This is a genomic window from Sediminibacterium sp. (assembly GCF_051860225.1).
Lineage (GTDB): Bacteria > Bacteroidota > Bacteroidia > Chitinophagales > Chitinophagaceae > Sediminibacterium.
Map to the genome: position 1 here is coordinate 314,989 of NZ_JBHYEI010000001.1, position 12,365 is coordinate 327,353.

At 31.2% G+C, this 12,365-nt stretch carries 14 protein-coding genes; 10 read left to right on the top strand and 4 right to left on the bottom strand.

From position 1 onward, the window contains the following. The first annotated feature begins 21 nt into the window (after positions 1-21). The 5 genes from ACTIEI_RS01225 to ACTIEI_RS01245 all read left to right on the top strand — a co-directional run bounded on the left by ACTIEI_RS01225 (position 22) and on the right by ACTIEI_RS01245 (position 4,522). On the top strand, positions 22-1,008 hold the full coding sequence (locus ACTIEI_RS01225; protein ID WP_439504454.1) for an alpha/beta hydrolase: 987 nt from the start codon (positions 22-24) through the stop codon (positions 1,006-1,008). 9 nt (positions 1,009-1,017) lie between these two features. Further along, positions 1,018-1,701, top strand: coding sequence for a hypothetical protein (locus ACTIEI_RS01230; RefSeq protein WP_439504455.1), 684 nt, complete (start codon positions 1,018-1,020; stop codon positions 1,699-1,701). A gap of 9 nt (positions 1,702-1,710) precedes the next feature. Further along, positions 1,711-2,580, top strand: a complete 870-nt coding sequence (locus tag ACTIEI_RS01235; RefSeq protein ID WP_439504456.1) for a hypothetical protein — start codon at positions 1,711-1,713, stop codon at positions 2,578-2,580. A 28-nt stretch (positions 2,581-2,608) separates the two neighbouring features. Next, positions 2,609-3,445 (top strand): leucine-rich repeat domain-containing protein, encoded by an 837-nt coding sequence (locus ACTIEI_RS01240; RefSeq protein ID WP_439504457.1) that lies wholly within the window; start codon positions 2,609-2,611, stop codon positions 3,443-3,445. Positions 3,446-3,523: 78 nt separating this feature from the next. After that, complete coding sequence (locus tag ACTIEI_RS01245) at positions 3,524-4,522, top strand: hypothetical protein (RefSeq protein ID WP_439504458.1); 999 nt, start codon at positions 3,524-3,526, stop codon at positions 4,520-4,522. Positions 4,523-4,546: 24 nt separating this feature from the next. Here the strand turns inward: ACTIEI_RS01245 and ACTIEI_RS01250 are convergent, their stop codons facing one another. Genes ACTIEI_RS01250 through ACTIEI_RS01260 form a run of 3 tightly spaced genes read right to left on the bottom strand, consistent with a single transcriptional unit; the run spans position 4,547 to position 7,068 of the window. Further along, the gene (locus ACTIEI_RS01250) at positions 4,547-5,329 is read right to left on the bottom strand and encodes an alpha/beta hydrolase (RefSeq protein WP_439504459.1); all 783 of its coding nucleotides are present in this window, start codon (positions 5,327-5,329) and stop codon (positions 4,547-4,549) included. A gap of 10 nt (positions 5,330-5,339) precedes the next feature. Continuing rightward, positions 5,340-6,032 carry a LytR/AlgR family response regulator transcription factor gene (locus tag ACTIEI_RS01255; RefSeq protein WP_439504460.1) on the bottom strand — a complete coding sequence of 231 codons (693 nt, stop codon included), beginning with the start codon at positions 6,030-6,032 and terminating at the stop codon, positions 5,340-5,342. Continuing rightward, positions 6,025-7,068 (bottom strand): sensor histidine kinase, encoded by a 1,044-nt coding sequence (locus tag ACTIEI_RS01260; protein ID WP_439504461.1) that lies wholly within the window; start codon positions 7,066-7,068, stop codon positions 6,025-6,027. The genes ACTIEI_RS01255 and ACTIEI_RS01260 overlap by 8 nt, the downstream gene beginning before the upstream one ends. A 262-nt stretch (positions 7,069-7,330) precedes the next feature. Here ACTIEI_RS01260 and ACTIEI_RS01265 point away from each other — a divergent pair, with 262 nt between their 5' ends. The 5 genes from ACTIEI_RS01265 to ACTIEI_RS01285 all read left to right on the top strand — a co-directional run bounded on the left by ACTIEI_RS01265 (position 7,331) and on the right by ACTIEI_RS01285 (position 10,613). Beyond that, positions 7,331-7,999: a DUF4395 domain-containing protein gene (locus ACTIEI_RS01265; protein ID WP_439504462.1), complete on the top strand. Its 669-nt coding sequence runs from the start codon at positions 7,331-7,333 to the stop codon at positions 7,997-7,999. 24 nt (positions 8,000-8,023) lie between these two features. Further along, complete coding sequence (locus ACTIEI_RS01270; RefSeq protein ID WP_439504463.1) at positions 8,024-8,464, top strand: DUF6326 family protein; 441 nt, start codon at positions 8,024-8,026, stop codon at positions 8,462-8,464. Positions 8,465-8,677: 213 nt separating this feature from the next. Continuing rightward, positions 8,678-9,385 (top strand): DUF2306 domain-containing protein, encoded by a 708-nt coding sequence (locus ACTIEI_RS01275; RefSeq protein ID WP_439504464.1) that lies wholly within the window; start codon positions 8,678-8,680, stop codon positions 9,383-9,385. A 140-nt stretch (positions 9,386-9,525) separates the two neighbouring features. Next, complete coding sequence (locus ACTIEI_RS01280) at positions 9,526-10,008, top strand: hypothetical protein (protein ID WP_439504465.1); 483 nt, start codon at positions 9,526-9,528, stop codon at positions 10,006-10,008. Between the two features lie 278 nt (positions 10,009-10,286). Next, the gene (locus ACTIEI_RS01285) at positions 10,287-10,613 is read left to right on the top strand and encodes a hypothetical protein (protein ID WP_439504466.1); all 327 of its coding nucleotides are present in this window, start codon (positions 10,287-10,289) and stop codon (positions 10,611-10,613) included. 189 nt (positions 10,614-10,802) lie between these two features. On the opposite strand, the gene ACTIEI_RS01290 is transcribed toward ACTIEI_RS01285, so the two are convergent. Next, on the bottom strand, positions 10,803-12,365 hold the full coding sequence (locus ACTIEI_RS01290) for a YifB family Mg chelatase-like AAA ATPase (RefSeq protein WP_439504467.1): 1,563 nt from the start codon (positions 12,363-12,365) through the stop codon (positions 10,803-10,805).

Genomic DNA, 12,365 nt, shown 5'->3' on the forward strand with positions numbered 1-12,365 from the left:
ACTAAAGCAACAATTTAAAGAATGAAAATAATAATAGCAATTTTTACTACTACTTGTTTGTTGTTTTCCTGCAAAAAAGAGATGTATATAAATACACCAGGAATGTTGGTCCCTAAAACAGTTGACCAAAATACAACTATACCATCAATTACAATAAATGGAGCAAAATTACATTCCGAAACATTTGGTCATCCAGATAGTGCAATTATAATTGTATTGCATGGTGGACCAGGGAGTGATTACCGTTCTTTACTTAGATGCAAAGATTTTTCAAATCAAGGTTATAAGGTAGTCTTCTATGATCAAAGAGGATCCGGACTATCGCAACGCTTTTCAAAAGAATCATATTCAATACAGATAATGCTTGATGAACTCACTGGAGTAATAAATCATTATAAAACTATTGCCAACCAAAAGGTATTTCTGTTGGGACATTCCTGGGGGGCTATACTTGCAACTGCGTATATTAATAAATACCCTACTAGAATAAATGGGGCTGTTTTAGCTGAGCCAGGAGGCTTGATTTGGCAGGACATTCTTGACTATATTAAACGTTCGAGAGATATAAACATTACAAAAGAATTATTTAATGATTTGTTTTATATGGACCAATTTATAACAGGAAAATTGAATGAGCACGAAATACTAGACTATAAATTTGGTTTGCTTACTACTGCAGATGGGGCAAAAGATAATCCAACTGGAAACGAAGGTCCACTACCAATGTGGAGAAATGGAGCAATAATAAATAAAAGCATGTTTGAAATTGGTGAAAAGGAAAAACCAAATTGGACAACAAATCTCCATCAGTTTAAAGCTAAAGTTCTTTTCGTTTACAGCGAAAATAATAAAGCTTATGGCTTTGAATATGCGAAAAAGGTTTCAGCTCCTTTTTCAAATACCCAACTATTTAAAACATTAGGGGGTGGACATGATATGCTATCATTTTCAACTGGATGGAATAATACTTACCCCGTAATGTTAAACTATTTTAACTCAATTAAATAATTTATCATAATGACTAAATCGAGAAATAAAATAAAGCTACAGTTGACATTGGCACTAATAATTTTTTCAAGTTCCCTAATTGCTCAAAATATAAATTGGGCCAGCCTACAAAAAAATCAAAGACATATAATCAATATTAATACAGGTATTGACTTTGGGCTAACTTATGGCATTGGTTATGGGCACCAATTAAAATCTAAACATCCAATTATACTGTCGGGAGAATTTTCCCTTCCCTCGGGCAATAATCTACTAGACGATTTTAAAATAAAGATTGGCGGAACAATTCATCTTGCAAAAATTGAAAATTTTCAAGTCAGTGCTAGACTTTATAGTGTATTCAGGAGGTACGAAAATACCTTAGTAAGACTAGTGAACTTTGGAAGTGATATAAGTGCTACTGCAGGTTATTATAAATCTGGTTGGCATTTTGCTGTAGAAATAGGATTTGACAAATCCATTGTTACACACTTTAAACATTCAAAATTATATAAAGAAAATTATCCCGATGTACAAGATGGTTGGTTTGAACCAGCAACAGGTGGTAATTTTTTCTATGGATTTCAATCAGGTATTTCATTTAAAAAACATGATATATATCTAAAATTAGGTAAACTCATTACACAGGATTTTAGAACAACACCTTCTCTTCCAATATTAGTTCAGCTAGGATACAACTCTAAAATAAAATAAATTTTATAAATGACTCAAATAACTACAAAAAGCATTCATCTAATCCTTTTGTATATTTTTTTTGTTACCAATAATTCATGCACGTCTGCAAAAATACCTTTAAGCATACCACAAAATAGCACTAGTAAAAAAGTAAATACAATAAATGTTTCTGGTATAAAAGGCAAAAAATTGCCTGGTTCTAAAAGCCAACTTAGATTCGATAGTAAATTTTCAGGAACGTTTACAGATGGTTGGTCAGTAAGTAAAGGCACATATGATAAAACAACTGGAGGAATATTTACAGCCGAAGAAATTAAACGAACTTTACTATTGAATTTAGGCTTAGACATAAATGATGTAACTGCAAGATCTACCAATAAATTTCAATTTTATATTACTAATTTAACAGACTCAATTTTCATATTTTGCAAACAAGAGAAGACTGATCATAGCAAAAACTTTAAGTACAATAAAACAAAAGATTTTTCTATCCCTAAATCCGAGGAATCAAATTTTAGTGCAATTCTATTGACAAGTTCTAATACAAATAAAATTGAATGGAAACTTAATCTAAATTATAAAATAGAAATTACCCCTGGTTCATTTTCTACATTGTTGAGGGAAGGCACTACAAAGGAAAGTGGACTTTTAACTAATAACACAGACACTATATTAATCAAGCCATTAGTAATTAATCTTTCAAATCAAAAAAGTGAAAGCAATTCGATTACAACGCCCTTTAAAATTGTAGGTGGATATGAATTTATAATGCAAGAAAAAACAATTGGTATTGTTGACCTATATCATTCATCTTTTTCATTTTTCAGTGATACAAATGCAAATTATGAGCTAATAATTGCAGCTACTTCAACAGCTTTATTACTTAGAAATAGATAATAATTTATAACCAATTTAGATACTAATCATGCTAAAAAGAATAATACTAAACAGCAAGAATCTAATAAACTTTCCAGAATTTGAAAAAAGCTTAATTGAACTTTCTGTATTTGATAATAAAATTGAACAAATTCCAGATGAACTTTGGAATCAATCTACTTTAGAAGTCCTTAATCTTTCTTGCAATAAGATTAAATTCATTTCTGATAGAATAAGAAACTTAATAAATCTAAGAATGATTGATTTAGGGCATAATCAGCTTATTGAAATACCAAAAAGCATTGGTGAACTATTAAGGTTAGAAACATATTTGTACCTCCATGATAATAAAATTGAAAAGTTGCCAATAGAAATTTGTAACTTATCAAGACTGCAGTATTTAAATATCAGCAATAATAGAATCATTGAATTGCCAGTTGATATTGGTAATTTAACCAGCTTAGTGGAATTAAAACTTGAAAAAAATAATCTAAATATAATTCCACAGTCATTTGGCAATTTGAAATCATTGATTGAACTTAATTTGGCTAATAATATGATTTCAGATTTACCTGAACATTTTAATGAATTGAATAAGTTAAAGGTCTTAAACTTGGAAAGTAATTTCATTAGTAGTATACCAACTGAAAATAAATATTTGAGAGAAATACATTTACGGAACAATAAAATAAAAGCTATACCAGTATCCATAAAACAATTGAAATATTTGAGAAAAATTGATTTAAGAGGTAATAATATTTCTGAATTACCAATAGAGATACTGGAATTAGAAAACTTAGAGAGAATTGACTTGAGGTGGAATCCAATTGAAGTAATACCCAATTGGATTGAAGAACTAAAGAGAAAATGTATAGTATACCTATAAATCTATGTGTGGGAAACCAAGCGACTGGGTTAATCAATTTTTAATAAATCGATAGAAAGCATTTAATATCGTAGCAAAATGACAAAGACATTCTTTTCAATTCTATTTGTATTGACAGTATTTTCTGTTTCTTTTGGACAGACAACTACTAAAATGCGTTATGAAGACAAAATTAGAATACGCGAAGCTATCAATATTTCAAATCAGTTTGGGGAGGAAATTTGGAAAGGAATTAATCAAGTCCCATTTGTTGTTTTGCTCATCGAAGATAGCGTAGAGTATCTGATTAACCATCCTTATCCTTCTAACGATTTTAAATTATCGGAAAACGACTCAATACTAAAAACTAAAATATTTTACAGACCAAGAAAGTTTCCTGATTGGTATCTTGCTACCTTTCCAGCAGTAAATGGAGTAAACTGTATTGTAGTTGGTACACCAGAAAAAACAAATAAAAGTTCAACAGCTTGGATTGTAACGTTACTGCACGAACACTTTCACCAATACGAATATACATACCCCGATTATTACAGAAGTGTCGACAAACTAGAATTGTCAGGTGGTGACCAATCAGGCATGTGGCAATTAAACTATGCTTTTCCTTACGATAGTAGTATTATTATTGAACAATATAAAAAATACATTGCAGCATTGTCGAAATCATTTTCAAGTATTGACAATAGATCATTCAAAAAAGATTTCAAAATTTATATATCGGAACGAAATAAATTTAGGCAACTTCTTAAACCTGCCGATTACAGATATTTTTCATTTCAAGTATGGCAAGAAGGTATTGCAAGATATTCGGAGTATAAATTTTTGCAGGAATTAGACAATTATCAACCTTCAAAAGATATAATACAATTACCTGACTTTATTTCGTTCAAAGAATATAAAAGCGAATTTATTATTCGTGAAAAAAATGGACTCGAAAAGTTAAAAGTAAATATTGATAAAAGAATTTGTTTTTATGCAGTTGGATTTGTCGAAGGGATTCTACTTGACAAACTAAACCCAGAATGGCATGACAGGTTTTTGAGAGATAAATTTTATATAGAAAAATACTTTAAAAAATAAGAATCGGAAGAATATGTTATATAATTAACTTTTGACATTTTTGGTTAACCAATTCTCTATAAATTCAGCTACTTCTTCCCAACCCTCTTGTACACATATACAATGAGAACGTCCTTTAAATTCTTTAAAATCGGTTACACTTTTTTTGTCTTTATAAGCTTTAACATTTTTAATGTTCAAACTAATTGGAATGATATGGTCTTTTTCAGCACTAATAAACAGAAGTGGTTTATGTGGCTTATTAAAAGCAATTTCGCCATCATTAAACCTGCTGCTTCTTGGAATATTTCTACTTTCAGGCACAACAGCCTTTTCATAAATTTCATCTGACTCTTGTCGTGTCAAAGTGTTACAAATAGCATAATGAAACCATTCTTTTGTACCACAATACAAGCTATTACCTTTTAATGGATTTATCACTCCTATATTTGATTTAATAAAACTCCACTTTAAACTAAGAACTCCTTTGGGTGAAGCAGAAGTTATGCAAACTCCTACCGAACCTTTTTCAGCTTGAATAAGTTTTTGTACAATAAGCCCACCCATGGAATGCCCAATTAAAATAGGCATAACATCTCCCAAAGTTTCAATAAATTTTGCATAGAAATCAACAACATTGGCCATTCTAATATTGGCTAAAGCTTTATTTGGATTTTGCCTCAGTTGATTTGGAATGCCATCGTGGAATGGATAGTTTGGTGAATGGCAAATAAAGCCTGATGCTTCAAAAAATATTTTCCATAATTTCCAGCTTTCAGCATTTTCGTGAAGTCCGTGTATAAATACAATTATTTTACTAATTTTCATCTCAATAAATTTATAAACTATCAATAACATCTTTGTAGCCTCTACCTATTGGAATGCTTATGCCATTTACTTCAACCATTTCTGCAGTATATGATTCAATTTTTTTTATTGAAACTATAAAGGAACGGTGAATACGTTTGAAGAGTTCAGTAGGTAATAAAGATTCAATTTCATGTGTGCTCAATTTGGAAACGAATTCTTTTTTTGTAGTAACAATTTTGATGTATTCCCGCTGGCTTTCAATATAAATAATATCAGAGAATAAAATTTTTACTTTCTTTTTTTGAACATTCAAAAAAAGATATTCTCTAACGTGCAAAAGATCATTTGGCTGCAGTTTCTCTACCACTGTTGTTTTTACTTTATTTACAGCTGCGAGAAAACGTTCGAATTCAAATGGCTTTAAGAGATAATCTGTTACGTTTAAATCAAACCCTTCAACAGCATATTGATGATAAGCTGTAGTTATAATTACTGCAGGTGGATGGGCAAATGTTTTAAGAAAAGTCATCCCTTTTAATTTAGGAAGATGAATGTCTAAAAACATTAAGTCAATGCTATTTGAACGGAGCCAATCAGTTGCAAGGATTGCATCTTTAAAGCTTTTCTCTAATTTTAAAAATGGAACTTGGGATATGTAATCTGATAGCACTTTTACAGCTAAAGGTTCATCTTCAATTATAATACACTTTATTTCAGACATGGCTTAACAAATTGATTGTTAGGGAGGATGTAAAAACTGATGTTTCTTTCTGAACGGTTAAATTATAATCTTTATATAGGAGTTGCAATTGTCTACGCAAGTTCGAAAGTCCAATATTCTCTTTGACTTCATATAAATCAGATGATTCTTCAACAGAGTTTTTAACAATAAACAGCAATTGTTGATTGGAAATAGAAAGCTGAATATCTACAAATGGCTGGTTTCTCGTTTCTGAAACGCCATGTTTAAAGGCATTTTCTACTAATGGGATAAGAAGTAGTGGAGGCAGGGGTTGTTTTATATCTTCAACAACTTTATTAAACTTTATTGTTAATGAATCATCGTAACGAAGTTTCTCTAATGCAATATAATCACTCAGTATTTTAAGCTCTTCTTCTATTGCTATATATTCCCCACTGGTTTCATATAGCATAAAACGTAATATTTTTGACAATCTCAAAATAGATTCCGGTGCTAAATCAGATTTATCTCTAGATAGTGAGTAGATATTATTTAAGGTATTAAATAGAAAATGTGGGTTGGTTTGAGACTTAAGATAATTTAATTCTGCTTCTTGCTTTTCAATACGCAACTGCTTTGAAGTGCTTATCAATTTTGTATAATTGTAAATATGGCGCACAATTGTAAAAAAGAATAAATATGTAAAACTAAATTGAGAATGAACAAGAACATCATTGAGTAGAGAAGTATCAGGTATGAAAGATGTATAAACATCTGCCTGAATCCAAAAATATCTCCAAGCGTATAAACCAAATGTATAGAAGACCAAAAGGCTTGCTATAAGCAAGAACCCAATTAAAACCCACTTGAGAGTTAATTTTATAAACGGAAGAGTAAACTCAAATAATATAAAGTTGAGTACTGTTATGAACATAACAAGCAAAAAACTATTTATAACTCTTGGTATAATTGTTCCTGGATAAGCAAATGATTCTACGAATGAGTATAGCAACAAAAAAGCAGCTGCAGTCCATAAATAAAAGTTTAATTGCTTAATATCAAGGATTCTCTTCATTAATTAATTTATACTCTAAAAATAATTAAATCTTTCTTAAAATAATTATTAGTCTATGTAAATAGAATTAAGATATACTAATAGCCCGTTAGTGTAAATCAAAATGATCAAAATATATAGAGTTTGTTCAAAAATTATTGTACTCAATCTACTATACTATCTACCCTCAGATGTTTTTTGTTTACAAAAAGCTGTTGTTTATTGAACATGGTTTAAAATGTTGTAATAATTTATATAGTGTTGTATATATAACATTGCTACTATGAATCATATTATAAAATTTGGAGAAGATGTCAAGGGATTCAATATCTCAGTTTTAAACGAAAGAGAGATACGAGCTGCTGCTGGAATAATGTTCTTAGCTACATTCATTTCATGGATTCAAATATTATTTGAAGGGAATTTTGTCCCAATTAAATACGTCTTAACAATTTTTCTTTCAGATTTTAGTATTCGTTTATTTATCAGTCCAAAATTTTCTCCTATCCTAATTATTGGACGCTTAATTGTAAGCAATCAAAATCCAGAATATGTGGGTGCTAAACAAAAAGTGTTTGCATGGTATATCGGATTGATTTTATCAGCAACTATGTTTGTCTTGATGGCAATTTTTAATACATACAGTTATATCACTGGAACTGTTTGTTTACTATGCCTCATCTTAATGTTTTTTGAAACAGCTTTTGGAATTTGCTTGGGATGTAAAGTTTATAAACTATTTTATAAAGAAAGAGCACAATATTGTCCAGGTGAAGTTTGTGAATTAAATGAAAAACATGAAATTCAAAAGGTTTCAAAAAATCAAATATTTGTCTTCTTTACTTTTGTTTCTATTGTATTTATTGCAGGAATCTTGTTCAATGAAAAACTAAATGAAAGACCACGTGACCTATTCCAAAAACATATCAAATCCAAAGTTACTCAGCCGTAATTATATTTCTTAAAAGATAAATCTATGAACTCAAAAAAAACAAGCAATTTAGAAGATACTAAAGTAAATATCAAAATTAAACTGTCTGCATTATGGGCTTCTGTAACACTTTGCTATTTGTATGGAGATTATTTTGAGTTATATGTTCCTAGAAAAGTAGAAGGATTGATAAATGGAGAAAATTTATTGAATACCCCAACAAATTTATTTGCAGCTACTTTATTACTCGCAATTCCGGCTATGATGGTTTGTTTATCAATTATTCTAAAATCTGTAATAAACAAATGGCTCAATATTGTTGTAGGATTATTTTTCACTGTTATAATGGTATTGATTGCATTTACTTCAATTATGCCTTGGCGTTTTTTCTATGTGTTCTTAGCAATAGTGGAAAGTGTAATCACTTTAATAATAGTTCAGTATGCATATAATTGGCCTAGGCAAATTAAAAATATTCAAAATTAGGCATTTCATTATATATACATCTTCCAGCAAGCATTGGTGAAATCGGAATATGTTTCTGCATGTTAATTATTGGTACAAAGTTTAACATGTCTTCACAAAATAAAATAGAAATTGACTAAACAATACCTACAAAAAAAAAGAAAGCTTCTAAACACAGTTATATCAATATGGTTCTTAGTAGCAGTATTGGGGCAATGGATTTTTGCTACTTACGTGATTTTATTTTATGGAAATGCAACTGCAAAAGGGAATTTTGAAAATTGGAATAAAGTGTTACCACGTGGGTATGTTGCAGGTGAAACACTTGGAAATCTGATTGTTGGAAGTCACTTATTTTTGGCGGCAATAATTATTATAGGTGGGCCACTACAGTTGACTCCCCAATTAAGAAAATATGCTCCAGTTTTTCACAAATGGAATGGTTATCTATATATTTTGACTGCCATAATACTAAGCTTAAGTGGACTTTATATGGTATGGATTCGAGGTTCTATAGGCGGATTGATACAACATTTTAGTATTAGCATTAATGCAATACTGATTATGATTGCTGCAATTTTTGCAGTAAAATATGCTATTATTCGAGATATTAAAAATCATCGTATTTGGGCGATCCGATTATTTCTGGTGGTCAATGGTGTATGGTTTTTTCGTGTTGGCTTATATTTTTGGTTGTTTATTAATCAGAAACCAGTTGGTTTTAATCCTTATACATTTGAGGGGCCATTTTTATATTTTCTTACTTTTTCTCAATACACTTTACCATTAGCAATATTTGAACTTTATTTAAAAGCAAATAAAAGTTCAAAAAAATGGCTTTTACAAATTGCCACTTTTGTAATATTCATTTTCACTATGCTAATGCTAATTGGGATTTTTGCTGCCTCAGTAGACTTATGGTTTCCAAAAATGAATGAATAGATTTTAAAAGTTTAATGAAACAATTCAAATTTATAAATCCCGCAAATAAACAAATATGAAAAAAATTAATTTATGAAAAAAAAATCTATTTATTTCTAATATTTTTATTAGTAACGCTATTTTCTTACGGTCAAAATTAAATGATTGATTTAGCAAAACTTTATAAGGAGAATAAACTTATTACGTTCAATCGAACTGTTTCTGTTGTAAATGACGCTAATGGAGAATTTTTAAAAATTTCAGAAGCCAAAGATCAAGGACTAGTTTGGCTACCAATTAATATGTTCACAACTGGTATAATTAAAGTTGAAATGCGAGGAAAAGATGTTCTCCAACGAAGCTTTATTGGAGTAGCATTTCATTCAACAAATGATTCAACATACGATGCAGTTTATTGTCGTCCATTTAATTTTAAATCTACAGATTCAATAAGGAGAATTCATGCTATTCAATATATTTCACATCCATTTTATACATGGAAATATTTTCGAGAAAATAAAAACACCGTATTTGAGAAAGAGATTAAAAATACACCAGACCCCAATGATTGGTTTGAAATGACCTTAGTAATCAAAAAGAAGAGTATAGATGTTTTATTAACGACTCTGATAATCCCGTTTTAAGCATATCAAAACTTTCCAGCATTAATGAAGGAAAAATAGGTCTTTATATAGGAGATAGTAGTGGTGCCGATTTCAGAAAAATTTCAATTAGCTCAACTAATTAATGTAAATTAATTAGATTAAGTATTTGAAGTTATTCCATCGATTCAACTACAATAGGTGCAACTTTTCCTCAATCACAGAAAGCTATTCATCCTATAATTGTTAATGACCCAGCACATTTATGGAATCATCCATTTGGAATTTCCTGCAGTACAGCAGTTTTGCCAGAGTTAATCATGCATCCAAAGGTTAAGTTAACAGACCTTATTTGTTCCGTTACAACAGACGGCAGAATAGTATTTAATGAAAAAATAAAATGCCTATTGGCTGCTTCAATAAATCCAGATATGGGAGACTTAATGCCAATAAAAGTTTGGCACAATAGAAGACCGTATGAATATTGGATTTTTAATCCTGCAGGATATCAATTAGATGTTATAGATTTTGAACGATCGGAAATTTGGTTAGTAAAGTCAGGGGTAGAGCAAGAGCAACAATTCTTTACTGACCCTAATATTTTTTTGATAGAATTAAGAATACCCTCTATCCAGAACAAAAGGTAATCAAGAAGCTCTCCTTAAAAGATACAATTGAAAAAGATTTCATTGTAGTCCATTTTTTAAATGACGGACTTGGGTATTTTGTATCGTAATCTTTAAAAGTTAAAATTCTAAATGAGAAGTGTACAGGTATTATACTCACTTAAACATTTAGTTATTCCTATTTAGATTAACAAGGCAATAAGATATCCATCAATTCTTTTTTGTTGTATGCTTTATTCCCCACCCCTCTTTATCTAAACATCTATAGCGAACTGCTTCTGCAAAATGATCAAAACTAATTTGTTCGCTACCTGCTAAATCTGCAATGGTTCTACTGACTTTTAAAATTCGATCATAAGCCCTTGCACTGAGGTGATTTTTTTTCATAGTGTCTTCTAACTCAACTGACTTGGTGTGCTCTATTTTGCAGTACTTCCTCAAATGCTGTGTGGTCATTTGTGCATTGGTATAAATACCCGACTTTCCTTTGTAGCGGTCTGCTTGAATGGCTCTTGCATTGATGACTCTTTCCCGAATAATGGATGAATCTTCTTCAACTGTATCCTTAGTCATATCATTAAATTCAATTGCATCTACGGTGATATGCAAATCAATTCGATCCAATAAAGGGCCAGACACTTTATTTAAATAACGATTTACTTGACCCGATTCACAAGTGCATTCTTTTTGTTTATGGTTGTAATAACCGCAAGGACATGGATTCATTGAAGCCACCAACATAAAGCTGGCCGGAAATTCTTGCGATACCCTGGTCCTGGCAATACTAATGGTGCGTTCTTCTAATGGTTGTCTTAGCACTTCTAATACCGATCGATTAAATTCAGGTAATTCATCTAAAAAAAGTACACCATGGTGTGCCAGGGAGATTTCGCCTGGCTGCGGATTTGATCCACCCCCTACCATGGCAATATCTGAAAGCGTATGATGCGGCGAGCGAAAAGGTCGCTGACTAATTAATGCTGCGTTGTGTTGTAGCTTACCTGCCACACTATAAATTTTAGTGGTCTCTAATGCTTCGGCCAAATTCAAAGGCGGTAATATGGTGGGCAATCTTTTGGCCAACATGGTTTTGCCTGCGCCTGGGGGACCAATTAAAATAATATTATGTCCACCCGCTGCAGCCACTTCCATTGCACGCTTCGTGATTGCCTGCCCTTTTACTTCATTAAAGTTGGAATTGAATAGATAACGATCATTAAAAAATTGATCGCAGGTATCCATTTCTTCTCGCTTCAATATTTGCTCGTATGAAAAAAATTCAACCAATTCTTTTAAAGTACTCACCCCATATACTTCTAACTCATTCACCATACTGGCTTCCTTCGCATTTACTTTAGGTACAATCAATCCCCTAAACCCTTCTTTTTGTGCTTGTATTGCAATGGGTAAAGCACCTTTGATACCATTGACTGTTCCATCTAAGCTTAACTCACCCATGACCACAAAATCTTTTAGTTTTTCCGCATGGTCTAATTGTTCACTTGCACCTAATATTCCTAATGCAATTGGCAAGTCTAATGCTGAACCAGATTTGCGAATATCGGCTGGTGCAAGGTTTACAATTACTTTGGTTCTTGGCATATGAAAACCCATATTCTTAATGGCGCTTTCTGTTCGATGCAAACTCTCTCTCACCGCACTATCTGGCAAACCTACCACTGCGTAGCCTTGACCCATACTCACATTCACTTCAATACTAATGGTAATGGCATCTACGCCCTGTACCGAACTTCCAAATGCTTTTATAAACAT

Excerpts from the sequence above, each read along its gene's own strand:
- ACTIEI_RS01225 (WP_439504454.1), top strand. The coding sequence starts at position 22 with ATGAAAATAATAATAGCAATTTTTACTACTACTTGTTTGTTGTTTTCC.
- ACTIEI_RS01230 (WP_439504455.1), top strand. The coding sequence starts at position 1,018 with ATGACTAAATCGAGAAATAAAATAAAGCTACAGTTGACATTGGCACTA.
- ACTIEI_RS01235 (WP_439504456.1), top strand. The coding sequence starts at position 1,711 with ATGACTCAAATAACTACAAAAAGCATTCATCTAATCCTTTTGTATATT.
- ACTIEI_RS01240 (WP_439504457.1), top strand. The coding sequence starts at position 2,609 with ATGCTAAAAAGAATAATACTAAACAGCAAGAATCTAATAAACTTTCCA.
- ACTIEI_RS01245 (WP_439504458.1), top strand. The coding sequence starts at position 3,524 with ATGACAAAGACATTCTTTTCAATTCTATTTGTATTGACAGTATTTTCT.
- ACTIEI_RS01250 (WP_439504459.1), bottom strand. The coding sequence starts at position 5,329 with ATGAAAATTAGTAAAATAATTGTATTTATACACGGACTTCACGAAAAT.
- ACTIEI_RS01255 (WP_439504460.1), bottom strand. The coding sequence starts at position 6,032 with ATGTCTGAAATAAAGTGTATTATAATTGAAGATGAACCTTTAGCTGTA.
- ACTIEI_RS01260 (WP_439504461.1), bottom strand. The coding sequence starts at position 7,068 with ATGAAGAGAATCCTTGATATTAAGCAATTAAACTTTTATTTATGGACT.
- ACTIEI_RS01265 (WP_439504462.1), top strand. The coding sequence starts at position 7,331 with ATGAATCATATTATAAAATTTGGAGAAGATGTCAAGGGATTCAATATC.
- ACTIEI_RS01270 (WP_439504463.1), top strand. The coding sequence starts at position 8,024 with ATGAACTCAAAAAAAACAAGCAATTTAGAAGATACTAAAGTAAATATC.
- ACTIEI_RS01280 (WP_439504465.1), top strand. The coding sequence starts at position 9,526 with ATGATTGATTTAGCAAAACTTTATAAGGAGAATAAACTTATTACGTTC.
- ACTIEI_RS01285 (WP_439504466.1), top strand. The coding sequence starts at position 10,287 with ATGCATCCAAAGGTTAAGTTAACAGACCTTATTTGTTCCGTTACAACA.
- ACTIEI_RS01290 (WP_439504467.1), bottom strand. The coding sequence starts at position 12,365 with ATGTTTATAAAAGCATTTGGAAGTTCGGTACAGGGCGTAGATGCCATT.